Annotated in this window: 13 protein-coding genes and 2 pseudogenes; 8 read left to right on the top strand and 7 right to left on the bottom strand. The window is 72.2% G+C overall.

Annotation, left to right across the window (positions count from 1 at the left end; all coding sequences use genetic code 11):
• The first annotated feature begins 71 nt into the window (after positions 1 to 71).
• Complete coding sequence (locus ACZ6JS_RS06725; RefSeq protein WP_469296245.1) at positions 72 to 2,369, top strand: PIG-L family deacetylase; 2,298 nt, start codon at positions 72 to 74, stop codon at positions 2,367 to 2,369.
• Positions 2,370 to 2,615: 246 nt separating this feature from the next.
• A complete protein-coding gene (locus ACZ6JS_RS06720) occupies positions 2,616 to 4,676 on the top strand; it encodes a PIG-L family deacetylase (protein WP_469296243.1) in 2,061 nt (686 codons plus the stop codon).
• A 91-nt stretch (positions 4,677 to 4,767) separates the two neighbouring features.
• On the opposite strand, the gene ACZ6JS_RS06715 is transcribed toward ACZ6JS_RS06720, so the two are convergent.
• The 3 genes from ACZ6JS_RS06715 to ACZ6JS_RS06705 all read right to left on the bottom strand — a co-directional run bounded on the left by ACZ6JS_RS06715 (position 4,768) and on the right by ACZ6JS_RS06705 (position 6,960).
• Positions 4,768 to 5,451: a histone deacetylase gene (locus ACZ6JS_RS06715; RefSeq protein ID WP_469296443.1), complete on the bottom strand. Its 684-nt coding sequence runs from the start codon at positions 5,449 to 5,451 to the stop codon at positions 4,768 to 4,770.
• Positions 5,452 to 5,754: 303 nt separating this feature from the next.
• Positions 5,755 to 6,009: a hypothetical protein gene (locus ACZ6JS_RS06710; protein ID WP_225884719.1), complete on the bottom strand. Its 255-nt coding sequence runs from the start codon at positions 6,007 to 6,009 to the stop codon at positions 5,755 to 5,757.
• A 150-nt stretch (positions 6,010 to 6,159) separates the two neighbouring features.
• Positions 6,160 to 6,960: an arylamine N-acetyltransferase family protein gene (locus ACZ6JS_RS06705; protein WP_469296241.1), complete on the bottom strand. Its 801-nt coding sequence runs from the start codon at positions 6,958 to 6,960 to the stop codon at positions 6,160 to 6,162.
• 108 nt (positions 6,961 to 7,068) lie between these two features.
• Here ACZ6JS_RS06705 and ACZ6JS_RS06700 point away from each other — a divergent pair, with 108 nt between their 5' ends.
• Positions 7,069 to 7,686 (top strand): DUF7691 family protein, encoded by a 618-nt coding sequence (locus tag ACZ6JS_RS06700; RefSeq protein WP_469296239.1) that lies wholly within the window; start codon positions 7,069 to 7,071, stop codon positions 7,684 to 7,686.
• Positions 7,687 to 7,758: 72 nt separating this feature from the next.
• Here the strand turns inward: ACZ6JS_RS06700 and ACZ6JS_RS06695 are convergent.
• Positions 7,759 to 7,845 (bottom strand): annotated as a pseudogene (locus ACZ6JS_RS06695) (glutamine synthetase); the annotation flags it as partial.
• 215 nt (positions 7,846 to 8,060) lie between these two features.
• Positions 8,061 to 8,273: pseudogene (locus tag ACZ6JS_RS06690) on the bottom strand (IS5/IS1182 family transposase); the annotation flags it as partial.
• A 796-nt stretch (positions 8,274 to 9,069) separates the two neighbouring features.
• Between ACZ6JS_RS06690 and ACZ6JS_RS06685 the strand changes: the two are divergent.
• Positions 9,070 to 9,654 carry a DinB family protein gene (locus tag ACZ6JS_RS06685; RefSeq protein ID WP_469296238.1) on the top strand — a complete coding sequence of 195 codons (585 nt, stop codon included), beginning with the start codon at positions 9,070 to 9,072 and terminating at the stop codon, positions 9,652 to 9,654.
• A gap of 222 nt (positions 9,655 to 9,876) precedes the next feature.
• Here ACZ6JS_RS06685 and ACZ6JS_RS06680 read toward each other — a convergent pair whose 3' ends face one another.
• Complete coding sequence (locus tag ACZ6JS_RS06680; protein WP_030037474.1) at positions 9,877 to 11,238, bottom strand: glutamine synthetase family protein; 1,362 nt, start codon at positions 11,236 to 11,238, stop codon at positions 9,877 to 9,879.
• Positions 11,239 to 11,410: 172 nt separating this feature from the next.
• Between ACZ6JS_RS06680 and ACZ6JS_RS06675 the strand changes: the two genes are divergently transcribed.
• From ACZ6JS_RS06675 to ACZ6JS_RS06660, 4 genes are all read left to right on the top strand, one after another.
• Positions 11,411 to 11,785 (top strand): hypothetical protein, encoded by a 375-nt coding sequence (locus ACZ6JS_RS06675; protein ID WP_469296236.1) that lies wholly within the window; start codon positions 11,411 to 11,413, stop codon positions 11,783 to 11,785.
• Between the two features lie 125 nt (positions 11,786 to 11,910).
• The gene (locus tag ACZ6JS_RS06670) at positions 11,911 to 12,543 is read left to right on the top strand and encodes a DUF3105 domain-containing protein (protein WP_469296441.1); all 633 of its coding nucleotides are present in this window, start codon (positions 11,911 to 11,913) and stop codon (positions 12,541 to 12,543) included.
• The gene (locus tag ACZ6JS_RS06665) at positions 12,540 to 13,229 is read left to right on the top strand and encodes a DUF305 domain-containing protein (protein ID WP_469296235.1); all 690 of its coding nucleotides are present in this window, start codon (positions 12,540 to 12,542) and stop codon (positions 13,227 to 13,229) included. Before ACZ6JS_RS06670 ends, ACZ6JS_RS06665 begins: the two co-directional genes overlap by 4 nt.
• Positions 13,230 to 13,393: 164 nt before the next feature.
• Positions 13,394 to 13,813: a CBS domain-containing protein gene (locus ACZ6JS_RS06660; protein ID WP_469296234.1), complete on the top strand. Its 420-nt coding sequence runs from the start codon at positions 13,394 to 13,396 to the stop codon at positions 13,811 to 13,813.
• A gap of 16 nt (positions 13,814 to 13,829) precedes the next feature.
• Here the strand turns inward: ACZ6JS_RS06660 and ACZ6JS_RS06655 are convergent, their stop codons facing one another.
• Complete coding sequence (locus tag ACZ6JS_RS06655) at positions 13,830 to 14,753, bottom strand: alpha/beta fold hydrolase (protein WP_469296439.1); 924 nt, start codon at positions 14,751 to 14,753, stop codon at positions 13,830 to 13,832.
• Between the last annotated feature and the right edge of the window lie 5 nt (positions 14,754 to 14,758).

Below are 14,758 nucleotides of genomic sequence, written 5' to 3'. Positions count from 1 at the left end.
CGGCAGGGCCGGTATCCGAGGCGGAGCCCGGGCCCGGAACCGCCGACGGTCCGGCACGGGCATCCACCGCATTGCAGATACCGCCCAGCGGCCGCAAGGCCGCCCGGCCGGCCCCCCACGGCGGAACCGAAGCCGCAGCCACCGCACCGCGGGAGCAGCACGGCCGCAAGGCCGCCCGGCCGGCCCGCGGAGCGGCCGGAGGCGGCCGGGCCGCCGACGCCGCACCGCAGGAGCATCGTGGGCGGCGGCGCCGCGGGGGCGCCGAGGCGGTCGCCGGGCGAAGGGCTGCGCGGCCCCACCGGTGGGCCGGCCTCGTCAAGGCCGTCGCCCTCTGCGCGGCCCTCGCCGCGACCGGCATGCTCGTGCTCCGGGGCAACGAGGCCCTCGCCGGCCTGGCCACCGATCCTCCTGCCGCCGCGCCGCCGCCCGCCGCCGGCGCCGTCCCCGACCCGGGCCGCGTCGTCCAGATCGTCGCGCACCCCGACGATGACCTGTACTTCATGAATCCGGACCTGCGTTACTCCATATCCGCCGGCCACCCCGTGGCCTCCGTGTACCTCACCGCGGGCGAAGCCGACGGCATCAACTCCACCGCCGCCAAGGGGACGACCACCAGACCCGACAAGCCCGCCTACGCCGAGGCCCGTCAGAACGGCATCCGCGCCGCCTACGCCAAGATGGCCACCGGCGACCGCACCAGCGCCTGGCAGCGCACCGTCGTCCCGACGAAGGGCGGCGGCCACGCGGAGGTCGACGTCCTCGTCGCCAAACCCCAGGTCCATCTGGTCTGGCTGCAGCTGCGCGAGGCCGGCCACGGCTTCGCCGACGTCCCCGAGAGCCTGCACGGCCTGTGGGACGGCAAGGTCTCCCGACTGGAGTCGATGCTCTCCTCCGGGACCCCGGTCAAGCAGCGGTTCGCGTACTCCAAGGACCAGGTCGTCCAGACCCTCGTCGGCGTCATGGAGCAGTACCGGCCGACCACGGTCCGCTTCCAGGACCCGACCCCCGGCCGGTATCCGGACACCAAGCAGTACACCGACCACCAGGACCACTTCTACGGCGCCCGCTTCGTGCAGATGGCCACGGCCGCCTACGCGAAGGACGTCAAGGACCGGCCGCACTTCACGGTGCAGAACTACGTCGGCTACTTCAACGGCTCCCTCCCCAGCGCCCTGGACCCGCAGGAGGCCAAGGAGAAGCTGGACAGCCTCGACACCTACGCGTGGCTCGACCGGCAGAACCACTGCGGCAGCGACGCCGGCTGCGGCGACCTCAAGGTCTCCGACCGCCCGGCCGGCAACCGGTGGACGGACACCGTCAACTACGCCCGCGGCACCGGCACCAACTGGCTGACCTCCGACAAGGACCACGGCCTGTGGGCCTTCAAGGTGCTGGACGGCCAGGTCGCCGTCTGGCACCGTTCCGGCCCGGTCGGACCCTGGCGGGGCCCGGACCTGCTGCCCGGCACCGGTATGGACCCGGGCGCCGGCGCCGTGACGCTGAAGGACGGCCGCATCGCGGTCTTCGGCACCCGCACCTCTTTCGGGGCCCGGCCCGCCGACTACAAGCGCGAGGTCGTCTACACGGTCCAGAAGCGGCCCGGGGCGGACGGCTTCGGGGAGTGGCAGTCGCTCGGCACCCCCGAGACCGCGGACGAGACGTGGACCTCCGACATCAGCGCGCCCGCCGTCTCCGTCGACGGCACCGGGCAGCTGGCGGCGTACGTCCGCGACGGCGCGTACAGCCTGCGCGGCCGGGTACAGCAGCCGGACGGCGGCTGGGGGCCCTGGGAGAAGCACGGCGGCGAGGACCTGCACGGCGCCCCGGTCACCGCCACCGACGGCGCGGGGCGGCGCATGGTCCTGTCCGCGACGTCGAAGACGGTCGTCGGCTGGGCGCAGCCCAAGCCGGGCGCTCCGCTCGGCCGGGTCACGGCCACCGGGCTGCCGGACACCACGCTCCCGCTGACCGCGGAGGGCCGTGAGGGCGGGGTGCGGCTGTGGTTCCGCAAGCCCGGCTCGGGCAACGTCCGTACGGCCCTGATGACGGCCGACGACGGGCTGAAGGTCAACAACATGACCGACCTCGGCGGGCTGAACGGCTTCGGCTCGGTGGCGGCGAGCGGGCACGTACTGGCGGCTCGCACGGCGGGTGGACAGCTCGGCTCCGAGGTAGGTCCCGGACGGCCGTGGGGGCGTTCGCCCCTGATGTTCGTCGGCGCGCCCTCCTCCACGATGACCGGGAAGAACATGGTCAGCCTGGCCGTGGTGGGGCTCGACGCACGGCTGTACGTCACCTCGTCGGCGGACGCTCCCAACGCGTACCTGGCACCGTGGCAGCCGGTGGGCCCGCGCAACGCCACTCCCTGAGGGCTGACCGGAGGGGGAGGGCGGCGGGGGACCGGCGGCGCGGACGGACGGACGGTGCGAACGGACGGTGGACTGTCGGTGCGGACGGTGCCTACGGACGAACCGCCTCCGCTTTGACGGCGCTTACCCGGTCTGTCCGAAAGGCAGCGGTCTTCGGCCGCACGGGTGAACCAAGTTCGCCGATCCGGACTCTCTTTGACTGCTCCGTCATTTCCCCCTGCCCGGATCGAACCCAAGGCGTGCCCGATGCCGTTGACCCGTCGCCGCTTCGCGGCCCTGCTCACCGTGCTCACAGCCGGCACCACCGGCGTACTCTCCGTGGCCTCCGGCCAGCAGACCTCCGCCGGGGCCGCCCCGGGGAAGAACCCGGCCGTCGTCCTGCCCGCAAGCGTCACCGCCGGCTCGGTCGTCCACGTCGTCGCGCACCCCGACGACGACCTGTTCTTCATGAACCCCGACCTCAGCCGCTCCCTGCGCTCCGGCACCCAGGTCACCACCGCCTACCTCACCTCGGGCGAGTCCGACGGCCGCAACGAGGCACACGGCGAGGCGGCGAGGGACCCCGAACAGCCCGCCGACCGCGCCCACTACGCGGAGGCCCGGCAGAACGGCATCCGCTCCGCCTACGCCCAGATGGCCACCGGCGACCGCACCAGCGCGTGGCGGCGTACGGTCGTGGACACCGCCGGCGGGGGCCGCGCCGAGGTCGACGTACTCATAGCGAAGCCGCAGGTCAACCTGGTGTGGCTGATGCTGCGGGAGGCTCGCAGCACCGGTCAGGACACCCCCGAGAGCCTGCGCGGCCTGTGGAACGGCCGGATACCCGCGCTGGAGTCCCAGCTGACCTCCGGGACCCCGGTCAAGCAGGGCTTCTCGTACACGAAGGACCAGCTGATACAGGCGATGGCCGGAATCCTGGAGCAGTACCGGCCCACGACGATACGGATGCAGGACCCCACCCCCGGCCGGTACGGGGAGAACGGCCGCTACACCGACCACCAGGACCACATGTACGGCGCCCGCTTCGTACAGGCCGCAACCACCGCCTACGCCGAACAGGTCCGGCGGCGACCGCACTTCTCGGTCCAGAGCTACCTCGGCTACCACAACAGCACCCTCCCGCACTCGCTGGACCCGCAGACGGCCGAGACGAAGACCGACTACCTGCGGACCTACGCCTGGCAGGACCACCAGGACTACTGCGCAAGCCCCTCGGGCTGCGGCGACCGCAAGGTCGCGGGCAACCCGACCGGACGCAACTGGGCCCAGTCCCTGCGCTACACCCGCGCCGACAACGCGTCCTGGCTGGCCGAGGGGACACCGGGCACCCTCTGGGCCTTCACCGTGCTGGACGGCCGCATGGCGTACTGGCGGCGCGACGCCCGCGGCGTCTGGGAGAAGCCGGTCTTCCTCGCGGGCACGGGCATCGACCCGGGGGCGACCGCCGCCCGGCTGCCCGACGGCCGCATCGCCGTCCTCGCGACCCGCACCGTCCTCGGCCCCGCCCCGTCGGACTACCGACGCGAGGTCGTGTACGCCGTACAGGTCTCGCCCGACGGGGCGTTCGGCGCGTGGCAGTCGCTCGGCACCCCCGAGAAGGGTGACGACGACGGCACCTCGGCGATCAGCGCCCCCGCGGCCGCGGCGGACGCGCGGGGCCTCCTCACCGTCTACCTCCGCGACTCCCGCCGCACGCTGCGCGCCGTCGTCCAGCAGCCCGACGGCGGCTTCTCCCCCTGGCAGCGCCTCGGCGGCGAGGACCTGCAGAGCGACCCGGTGACGGCGGTCGACACCGCCGGTCGGCGGCATGTGTACGCGACGACCACGACCTCGGTGCTGGCCTGGACCCAGGCGGACGCGGACGGCCCGCTGCGCGGGCCCTCGCCGACGGGCCTGCCGGCCACCACGGTCCCCCTGACGGCCTCCCCGGACGGGCCGGGCGTCCGCCTGTACTTCCGGCGGCCCGACTCGGGAGTGGTGCGCACCGCCGTGGTCACGGCGGGGCCCGCGACCAGGCCCCAGGTCTCCTCCGTCACGGAGGCGGGCGGCCGGGCCGGCTACGGCGCGGTCGGCGCGGCCGGCCGCCACGTGGCGGGCCGCGCCGACAGCGGCACGGTCAGCACCTCAGGCCTCGGCGGCCCCCCGGCGTGGGCGGAATCCCGCATGCTCTTCGCGGGCGCCCCGGCGGCCGTCACGGAACCGGGCGGCACGACGACCACGACGGTCCTCGGCCTGGACGCCGAACTCCACACCTTCGTCACGCCGTCCAACCCCACCCGCCCCACCTGGCACCGCGCGGTCCGCTGACGTGCAACCGCCCGCGCGGGGCCGCGCGCCAGGGGCCGCGTCCGGGCGGCCGAGCGCCGAGGGCCGCGCGCCAAGGGCAACCGCAAGCCCGTCACGGGACGGGGTCGGTGGTCAGCAGGTGGCGGATGCCGTCCGCCGTCCACGTGCCCGCCGCCCCCGGGCAGGCGGACAGGTACTCGGCGACGTCCTGTTCCGTCCAGGGGCCGGACTCCAGGAGGCCGGCGGCCAGGTAGCGCAGGTAGGCGGGCGAGGGGGTGCGCAGTTCGACGTCTCGGAGGGTCCACGGCGCGGTGAAGGTCACCACGGGGATCCCCTCGATCGTGCCCGGGCAGACGAGGGTCTCGTACCGTCCCGGGCCGAGCGCGTCGCGGCCGTCCCGCAGGACCTTCGCGAGGTCGAGGTCCGCTCCGGGCTCCCGGTACATCTCCTGCGCGGCGATGTCGGACAGCTGGCCTGCCGTCACCAGATGCGCCCGCCCGCGGGCCCGGCCGGGGGCGGTGGGGTCGTAGTATCCCCGTCCCCCGGTCCACACCGGGGACTCGGTGGCGAAGTACAGGCGGCCCTCCAGGACGACGGCGACCGAGCGCTCGGGCGCCCGGCGGTCGCGGCAGCCGGGGTAGGCGCGCCGCCCGCCGGGCGGGGTGCCGCCGGCGATGTACACGGCGAGGCGGTCCATGTGCATGTTGGAGGCGTAGGAGGCGTACCAGACGCGCTCGGGGGCGGGGACCGCCCCGGCGCCGAGCGGGGCGAGCCGGAGCGCGGCGTGTACGGCCATCCACGGATCCTCGGGGGTGCGGTTGCGGGCTTCCATCGGTCCGCGCCTGCACGCTAGGGCGCGACCGCATGCGGGCCGCCCGGCAAAATTCCGCCCATGGCCGCGCTGCGGGCCCGGCCGGCGGGCCGGGAAGGCCGGGGCGGTTGCGCCGGGGCCGGCCGGGAACGCCGGGGCGGGCCGGGGCGGGGAACGAACGCCGCGGGAGCCGGGCAGGCTGCGGGAGCTGGGAACCCCGCGGGCCGGTACGCCGCGGGGGCGGCCGACGTCGCTGTCGGTCCGCCCCCGCGGTGCGGGCCGCCGGGGTCAGGCGCCCAGGTGGTGACCCTTCGCCCACTCCAGCTCGCCGTCCGCGACGCAGTTCGAGGTGTAGATCGGGCCCGTGAACGCCGGGCGGCTGGCGGGCACCGCGGCGAGCGAGGAGCAGTTCGACGAGTAGCCAGCGCGACCGCCGGAGAAGTAGTCGATGTCGACCCCGTCGTTGGCCAGAGCGGCACCGGCCCCGCCCAGCAGGATGCCGGCGGCCAGGACGGACGCGGTGACAGCAGAACGAATACGCATGACTCCCCTAAGGATCTGTGGAACGACGACGCGCTGGTGAATGTGCGCGTCGGCCGGTCCAACAGCTCGGGGGCACCGCCGGGAACGGCAGTTCACTCCAATGCCCGCCGCCGTATCGTTTCGACAACACACGCCCCCCTTCACGCCCCCCTAGGGCCGGGGGTGGAGAGCCACCGGCAGCCGGTCGAGCACGATGCCGAACTCTGCGCGGTAGGCCGCCCGCACCTCCTCGTCGGTCGCCAGCTCCTCCTCCGTCCGGTCGCCGTCCGCCGAAGTGGCGATGAGGGTGCGGTCCCGCAGGGTGATCCGGCCGCCGTCCTCGGCGATCCGGGAGCAGACCGGGCCCCTGGTGAAGCCGGACTCCGGGCTGGTGCGGTGCCACCAGGCGCCGGCCCGGAAGTCGGCGAGCACCCGGGGCCGGGTCTCCAGCCGGTACGCCGGCACGCCGTCGCGCAGTACGTCGAGGTAGCCCTCCCCACCGTCTGCGGACGCCGCCCTGACGAGGAACACCCCGCAGGGATCCTCCTGCTCGCCCGGCTCCTCCAGGTCGAGGGGGTACGCGCTGTGCTCCCCGAAGCCCACGTCGGCGAGCCAGCGCCCGTCGACGCGCAGCGCGAGGTGGTCGTACGGGATACCCACCTCGCCGTCCTTGCCGTACACGCGCGCCTGGAGGAACTCCACCCGGTGCCCGAGGGCGCCCAGCAACTCGGCGAACGCGCCGTTGAGTTCGTAGCAGATGCCGCCGCGTCCGGCGGTCACGATCTTGTCGAAGAGCGCGTCGCGGGTGAGCGCCACGTCCTCGCCGAGGTGGATCGACAGGTTCTCGAACGGCACGGTCCGCAGGTGGCGCAGGTGCAGCTCGCGCAGTGAGTCGCCCGTGGCCCGCTGGGGCCGCACCGCCCCGAGGCGGCGCAGGTAGGCATCGGTTCGGACGTCGTCGAGAGGTTCCATCCCCCCACTCTCCCCACCCGCCGCCCCGGACGCCATGCGCCATTGGATTTGGTCCCCGCCCAATCCACGATCATGGACTTCTACTCGATGTACTACAGGGATGGGGCCATGGGGAACCTGGAGATGAGCACCGGCGACATGCGGGACGTGATCCGGCTGTTGACGGCGGTGGAGCGGACGCCCGAACAGGACCGCGTCCTCGGCCTCGCACGGGAGCGGTGTGCGCAGGTCGACGCCCGCCTCGAAGACCGCGGCGTCACGCTGGACGTACCGGTCGCCCAAGCCCTGGAGGAACTGCTGGACGGCAGCCCCAGCGCGGACATGGAGCCCGGCTACCGGTACGCCTTCCAGGCGCTGGTGGCGGTGAACTTCTCCGACACCTACGACCTCGGCTACTGGCGGCGGCCCTCCTGGTTCCACACCGTCGACGAGGAGATGACCCACCACGGTGTCCCGGCCGACCTGGCACCCGCCGCCCTCCTGTTCACGGGCCCGCCGATCCACCTCCCCCACCCGGGCGACGCCCTTCCGTCCATGAGCACCTTCCCGGCCTCCCGGGCCGCCGAGCTGGTCCAGGCGTACGAGGCGGTCCTGGACCGGCTCGACCCCGAAGTGCGCGAGACGGCGGAGGTCCTGCTGGAGCCCATGCGGGTCGAGGCCGAGGAATGGGAGCGAACGAAGAGGGCGGGCCGGAAGGAGGACACCGTCTTCTTCTGGCTCCACTGAGCGCCAGGACCCCCGGGCCGGTGGCCGGATCGCCGATCGACCACCGGCCCGGAGCGTCCGGGCGCGCCGGGGTCAGAGCACCGGGAGGCTCTTCCGCAGCTCGAAGGCCGTGACCTCCGAGCGGTACTCCCCTGAACCCTGCTTGTTGCTGCGCAGGAATGCCTCCGTCCTGCTTCCCACACCCGGCGCAGGAGGCCCGATACGTCTCACGCGTTTCAGCTGCTCAGGTCCCTGCAGGTGCCGCACAGTCTCGCGGTCTCCGAATAGGCCGCACCCACACAACGCCTGGCTCCCCGGGTGTCCGTCAGCGGCCGGTTGCCTCGGAGATCTGACGAGCCGACTTGTCGACGACCTGCGGCACCGTCGGGCGAGCCCCTTCCTTGCTCGGCGATGCTGTGGTCGCGGGTGGGGACCAGCGTGCCGTCCACGATCAGCACAGTGCCCTTGCGGAACCGTTTACGAGGCTGGAGCGCGAAGGCGGGCGCAAGGTGGGCGACGATGCGGTCGGCGGGCTGACTTCGAGATGGTGTGGCTGCGGTTCCATAGCCTTGAGCAGGCACTCGCGGTCGTCTGCGCTGATCAGTCCGTCCAGAAGAGATTCGTCCTCCAACAACGCGCGCAGGGCAGAAGCATGTGCGGCAAAGGCGGCCCTGCACCACTCGCGTTCCGGGTGATCGCAGTCCTTCCCGAACAGCAACACCTGGCGTTCATTCCCGGTGTCGACGGGCGAAGACAGCTCCGCGGCAACGACCAAGAGGTCAACCAGGCCGGGCCGCACCGCGATGTCAGGGACTGCTGCCAGGCGAATCAGGAAGGGCAGGACAGCCGGCATCACGGCGCTCACGTGGAAGACACTGTTCATCAAGACATTGCCCAGCACAGGCAGGGCCTCGGGGCCGGCTACCTCATCCAAGAGACCGCGGAGCAGGACCGGGACCCCCACAGGGCACCCAGGAATCCGTGACCAGTCGACCTCGGCGCAGCCCAGCAGCGCGGGATGGTCGCATGCAGCTGGCTCCATCTGCGGATACTCGCGCAGGAACCGAGCGACGGCAGCCTCGTTGACCGCCGCATCCATCACACACATCTCTCTGCCCCTGCTCCCACGGCATCGCGAACGGCGTCCGCAGGACGGAGCTTTTCCCGGGGCGGGCGTCGAACGCAAGCGTCAAGGCCGGTAGCCGGCACCTCCCACCCTGGCGGTAGTGGCGTACCAGCCCGGCACGAATTCCGGGACAGCCCTTAGCGTTGTCTCACGTGGCAAGTTCCACGGCTTCTTGTGGCTCAGGGCACCGGCCATGGCCGGACTTCGGCCCTTCCGATCGTTGCGGTCCACGCAGCGGATCTTGAGGCCGCGAGTAGCCCATGGCAGGCTCAGGCCGCATGATCGATGAATTCGCGAAGGACAACCTGCACGGGAGGCTGCGGCGGGACCGCAAGGCGCTGGTCTGGAAGCTCGACGGCTTGTCCGAATACGACGCCCGCCGACCGTTGACAGTAACCGGAAGCAACCTCCTCGGCCTGGTCAAACACGTGGCCAGCGTCGAGGCCAGGTACTTTGGCGAGGTCTTCGACCGCCCTTCCCCGGAACCGCTGCCCCGGTGGCAGGACCACGACGGCAGCGATCTGTGGGCGGCTGAGAACGAGACCCGCGATCAGATCATCGAGTTCTACCGGCGCACGTGGGAACACTCGGACGCGACGATCAACGAGCTTCCCCTCGGTGCCCCCGGCCACGTGCCATGGTGGCCTGAGCCTCATTCCAACACGAACCTATTCGCGGTCATGGTCCACGTCCTCGGCGAGACCAACCGGCATGCCGGGCACGCCGACATCCTGCGCGAAGGCGTCGACGGCCGAACCGGGATGCGCCCCGAACATGAGATGCAGATCGATGAGGAAGCCCGCGCCGCCTACTGCGCGCAGATCGAGCAGGCCGCCAGATCGGCCGCATCGGCCAAGGCATGAAGGGCTGTGCCACGTGACTACGGGACGCCGACGTCACCGCCAGTTGGCCCTAGTACCCCCTCCGCACGGGTGACACCTGTGCGCGGTGGCTATCCCGGTACAGAGGCTCACGACATTGACGGCCCAGGGGCGGCCCAGGAGCTGTGGGACGAAGCGAGGCCGACGGTCCGCGACCGTCGGCCTCACTGGCTCAATGCGCCGGTAACCCGCTCTGACCTGTGGTTACAGCACCGGCAGGTTCTTGCGCAGCTCGAAGGCCGTGACCTCGCTGCGGTATTCCTCCCACTCCTGCTTCTTGTTGCGCAGGAAGAAGTCGAAGACGTGCTCGCCGAGGGTTTCGGCGACCAGTTCGCTGCGTTCCATCAGGGAGATGGCCTCGCCGAGGTTCTGCGGGAGGGGTTCGATGCCCATCGCGCGGCGTTCGGCGTCGGAGAGGGCCCAGACGTCGTCGTCGGCGCCCGCCGGGAGTTCGTAGCCCTCCTCGATGCCCTTGAGGCCGGCCGCCAGGAGGACCGCGTACGTGAGGTACGGGTTGGCGCCCGAGTCGATCGACCGGACCTCGATGCGGGAGGATCCCATCTTGCCCGGCTTGTACATCGGGACGCGGATCAGGGCCGAGCGGTTGTTGTGGCCCCAGCAGATGTACGAGGGGGCCTCACCGCCCGCGCCGGCGCTGCGCGAGGAGCCGCCCCAGATGCGCTTGTAGGAGTTGACCCACTGGTTGGTGACCGCGGCCGTCTCGGCGGCGTGCCGCAGCAGGCCCGCGATGAAGGAGCGGCCGACCTTCGAGAGCTGGTACTCGGCGCCCGACTCGTAGAAGGCGTTGCGGTCGCCCTCGAAGAGGGAGAGGTGCGTGTGCATGCCCGAGCCGGGGTATTCCGAGAACGGCTTGGGCATGAAGGTGGCCTGGACGCCCTGTTCGAGGGCGACCTGCTTCATGACCAGGCGGAAGGTCATGATGTTGTCGGCCGTGGAGAGGGCGTCGGCGTAGCGCAGGTCGATCTCCTGCTGGCCCGGGGCGCCCTCGTGGTGGCTGAACTCCACCGAGATGCCCATCGATTCGAGCATGGTGATGGCCTGGCGGCGGAAGTCCATGCCGACGTTCTGCGGGGTGTGGTCGAAGTAGCCGGAGTTGTCGGCCGGGACCGGCCGGGTGCCGTCCAGCGGCTTGTCCTTCAGCAGGAAGAACTCGATCTCCGGGTGGGTGTAGAAGGTGAAGCCCAGGTCGGAGGTCTTGGCGAGGATGCGCTTGAGGACGTAGCGCGGGTCCGCGAAGGACGGGGAGCCGTCCGGCATGAGGATGTCGCAGAACATCCGGGCGGTCCCGGGGGCCTCGGCGCGCCACGGCAGTATCTGGAACGTGCCGGGATCCGGCTTGGCGATCATGTCGGACTCGTAGACCCGTGCGAAGCCCTCGATGGCGGAGCCGTCGAAGCCGATGCCCTCGTCGAAGGCCTGCTCCAGCTCCGCGGGAGCGACCGCGACGGACTTGAGGAAGCCCAGTACGTCGGTGAACCACAGGCGCACGAAGCGGATGTCGCGCTCCTCAAGCGTCCGGAGGACGAATTCCTGCTGCTTGTCCATGCCTTCATCCTCGCAGTTCAGATGGCCTGTGCACCACCGCCTGACCGGTCGCGGCGCACTCGGGCCGACCCAGTATCGCCAGTGGTGGTTTCCGCCACATTACGCACCCGGGAAAGGTCGCGGCACCCCCGCACTGACCTCGGGCCGGTCATGAGCATTACCATCTGCGCCCATGGGGGGCCGGGAATACACGCAGCGGGGTCGTCGTGGACGTGCCGCGCTCCGGCGTGCGGTCCTGCTGACGGTCCTCGGTGCGCTGGCCGGCGCGCTGTTCCTCTGTGCGCGCCCGGGTGAGTCGCACTCCGCCTCCGAGGTGCGGGCGCACGGTACGGCGCAGGCCGTGTGCGTGTCCCCGTACGACCTGCCCGGCTGTTCCCCCCTCGCGCACGTGACCCCGGCCGTGCTGCCCGTGCCGCCGCCCGCCGTGACCGTGGCGGGCGGCGGGCCGCCGCTCGCCGCACCGGCGACGGCGGCGGGGTGGATCCGGCCGCCCGAGGCGCTGGCGCGCGCCCCCGACCTGCATGTTCTCCAGGTGCTGCGGACCTGACGGGTCCGGTTTTGCGTTCCGTCCACCCCCCTCATCAGAAGAAGGAACCAGGGCACATGGCCAGCAAGTCCGGCAGGACCCCCCAGCACACCGACCCGAACTCCCGCCAGGCCCGGATAGCCGAGATGCGCCGCGTCGAGAAGGCCCGGGAGCGGCGCAACAAGGCGATCGCGATCACGGTCTCGTCGGCCGTCGTCGTCGGTCTCGTCGGTTTCGGCGCCTGGGTGCTGATCGACCAGAAGCAGGAGGAGCGGCGCGAGGCGGCTGCCGCGGAGAAGCTCCGCAAGGAGGCGGAGGAGATCCGCAAGAAGCCGGTCGAGGGCGAGCAGCTCTGGGACGTGAAGAAGCTCGGCCGCAACCACGTCGAGACGCCGGTGAAGTACGAGATGAACCCGCCGGTCGGCGGTGACCACCACCCCCGCTGGATGAACTGCAACGGCGACGTCTACAAGAACCCGGTGCCCGAGGTGAACGCCGTCCACTCGCTGGAGCACGGCGCGGTCTGGGTGACGTACAACGAGAAGGCCGCACCGGCCGATGTGGACAAGCTCGCCGCGACCGTCGGCAAGACCCCTTACACGCTGATGAGCCCGGTCAAGGAGCAGACCGGCACGATCATGCTCAGCGCGTGGGGCAAGCAGCTGACCGTGGACCAGGCCGACGACCCGCGGGTGGCGCAGTTCTTCACCAAGTACGTGCAGGGCGAGCAGACGCCGGAGCCGGGCGCGGCCTGCACGAGCGGGGTGGCCGGCCAGTGAGCCGCGCGATCCCCCGTACGTACTGGGTCGCGGGCACGGCCGTCCTGCTGGCGCTGCTGTTCGCGGCGGCGACCGTCGCCGCCGCGAAGGGCGGCGGATCGGGGTCCGGTCCGGGTGCGGCGGCGGCCCGTACGGAGCCCCGTACGCCGGCACTGGACTCCGCCGACGCCGGCTTCGCCCGGGACATGGCGGTCCATCACCAGCAGGCGGTGGAGATGTCCTTCATCGTGCGGGACCGCACCCAGGACGAGGCGGTGCGCACCCTCGCCTACGACATCGCCAACACCCAGGCGAACCAGCGGGGCATGATGCTCGGCTGGCTGGACCTGTGGGGGCTGCCGAAGGTGGTGGCCGACGAGCCGCCGATGTCCTGGATGGGGGGCTCGGGTCACGGCGGTCATGCCGGGCACGGCCCCGCCAAGCCCGGCGCGCTGATGCCCGGCATGGCCACCAAGGAGGAGCTGGAGCAGCTCGGTGCCGCCTCCGGGCGGGACGCGGAGGTGCTCTTCCTCCAGCTGATGACCGACCACCACAAGGGTGGCGTGATCATGGCCGAGGGGTGCGCGCGCAGTTGCGTGACGCCCGTCGAGCGCCAGCTGGCGCAGGGCATGGTCGACGCGCAGCGCGCGGAGCTCACCCTCATGGCGGACATGCTGAAGCAGCGCGGAGCCACACCGCGCGGGTGACGGGACACGCTCGTACGGTGGGGGGAGGCGCCCTCTCACCCGTACGGGCGTGTGCTGCGCCGTCCGGGGGTCGTCGGGTGGGCCGAACGGCCGCATCCCGGTGGGGACGCCGGGCCGGGTGCGTCCGCTCCCGGCCGTGTAGGGCGTGTTCAGGAGGTTCAGTCATGACCACCGCCGCAGACATCATGCACCCCGGGGCCCAGTGGATCCCGGCGCACGAGACTCTCGACCGGGCCGCCGAGCTGATGGCACGGCTGAATGTGGGAGCGCTGCCCATCAGCGACACCGAAGAGCGGTTGTGCGGCATCGTCACCGACCGCGACATCGTCGTGAACTGTGTGGCCAAGGGCCTGGACCCGTCGAAGATGACGTGCGGGGACATCGCCAAGGGCACGCCGCGCTGGATCGACGCCGGCGCGGACGTGTCCGCCGTGCTGGACGAGATGGAGAGCCACCAGATCAAGCGGCTGCCCGTGATCAAGGACAAGAAGCTCGTCGGCATGATCAGCGAGGCCGACCTGGCCCAGCATCTGTCCGAGGACCAGCTGGCGGGCTTCGTCGAGAAGGTCTACGCCAGGCGCTGACGGGTCGCGCAGCCCGTCAGTACGCGTCCCGCCGCTCCCTCGCACCCGTCTCCACGACCGCCCGGGCCACCTGGTCCGGGCGGTCGAGCATGACCAGGTGCCCGGCGGGCTCGGCCACGTCGAAGCGGGCGCCGAGGCGGTCGGCGAGGTCGGCCTGGCGGCCCAGCCAGCGCAGCGCGCCGCGGCCGGACGAGCCGTCGTGGCCGGCGAGGACGGTGGCGGGGGCGGTCAGCGGGCGCGTGTGGCGCAGCGCCGCCAGTTCGGCGGCCATGTCCAGGTACCGGGAATTCTCCAGCAGGGCCCCGCGCCAGACGCGGCCGGAGCGGTAGCAGCGGCGTACGAGGTCGGGTGCGGCCGGGTCGCCGCCGCCCGTGCGGGAGGCCCGTACGGTGGCGCGCCGGGCCGCGGGGCCCAGCGCGGCGGGCAGCCCGGCGGCGGTCACGGCCCGGCCGAGGGCGCGGGCGGCGCCGGTGCGCAGCGCGGCGGGCAGGGCCGTGCGCGGGTCCTCCTCGACGCTGGCGTCGACGAGGACCAGGGCGGCGGTGCGCTCCGGGTACAGGCGGGCGAAGCCCTCGGTGTGGAAGGCGGCGATCGAGTGGCCGACGACGGTGACGGGGGCGGCCGCCGGCCCGGCGTGTCCCAGCGCCTCGAGGAGGCCGGCGATCCGGTGGGCCTCCCCGGCGGTGGTGGGCGGTGCGGTGGCGGGTGCGCTCAGGCCGTGTCCGGGCCGGTCGAAGCGGACGACGGTGCGGCCCTCGGCGACGAGCAGCGCGGCGACGGCGTCCCAGTCGAACCAGGCCATGGCGAGTCCGGCGCTGAGCACGCACACGGGGCCACTGCCCTCGACGACGACGTGCAGCGCGGTCCCGTCGACGTTCAGGAACAGGCCCGGGCCCCGGCTCCCCGAGTACGGCGGCTCTGGCGCCTCGTGCGCAGTCATGTGCG

Source organism: Streptomyces sp. NPDC046349 (genome assembly GCF_055587885.1).
Note: the sequence above shows the minus strand (reverse complement) of the source record. Positions and strands in the feature narration are given on the sequence as shown.

What these genes read in the sequence shown, in the direction of transcription:
- ACZ6JS_RS06720 (WP_469296243.1), top strand. Translation starts at nt 2,616, where the DNA reads ATGCCGTTGACCCGTCGCCGCTTCGCGGCCCTGCTCACCGTGCTCACA.
- ACZ6JS_RS06705 (WP_469296241.1), bottom strand. Translation starts at nt 6,960, where the DNA reads ATGGAACCTCTCGACGACGTCCGAACCGATGCCTACCTGCGCCGCCTC.
- ACZ6JS_RS06710 (WP_225884719.1), bottom strand. Translation starts at nt 6,009, where the DNA reads ATGCGTATTCGTTCTGCTGTCACCGCGTCCGTCCTGGCCGCCGGCATC.
- ACZ6JS_RS06660 (WP_469296234.1), top strand. Translation starts at nt 13,394, where the DNA reads ATGACCACCGCCGCAGACATCATGCACCCCGGGGCCCAGTGGATCCCG.
- ACZ6JS_RS06715 (WP_469296443.1), bottom strand. Translation starts at nt 5,451, where the DNA reads ATGGCCGTACACGCCGCGCTCCGGCTCGCCCCGCTCGGCGCCGGGGCG.
- ACZ6JS_RS06675 (WP_469296236.1), top strand. Translation starts at nt 11,411, where the DNA reads ATGGGGGGCCGGGAATACACGCAGCGGGGTCGTCGTGGACGTGCCGCG.
- ACZ6JS_RS06655 (WP_469296439.1), bottom strand. Translation starts at nt 14,753, where the DNA reads ATGACTGCGCACGAGGCGCCAGAGCCGCCGTACTCGGGGAGCCGGGGC.
- ACZ6JS_RS06680 (WP_030037474.1), bottom strand. Translation starts at nt 11,238, where the DNA reads ATGGACAAGCAGCAGGAATTCGTCCTCCGGACGCTTGAGGAGCGCGAC.
- ACZ6JS_RS06700 (WP_469296239.1), top strand. Translation starts at nt 7,069, where the DNA reads ATGGGGAACCTGGAGATGAGCACCGGCGACATGCGGGACGTGATCCGG.
- ACZ6JS_RS06685 (WP_469296238.1), top strand. Translation starts at nt 9,070, where the DNA reads ATGATCGATGAATTCGCGAAGGACAACCTGCACGGGAGGCTGCGGCGG.
- ACZ6JS_RS06670 (WP_469296441.1), top strand. Translation starts at nt 11,911, where the DNA reads ATGCGCCGCGTCGAGAAGGCCCGGGAGCGGCGCAACAAGGCGATCGCG.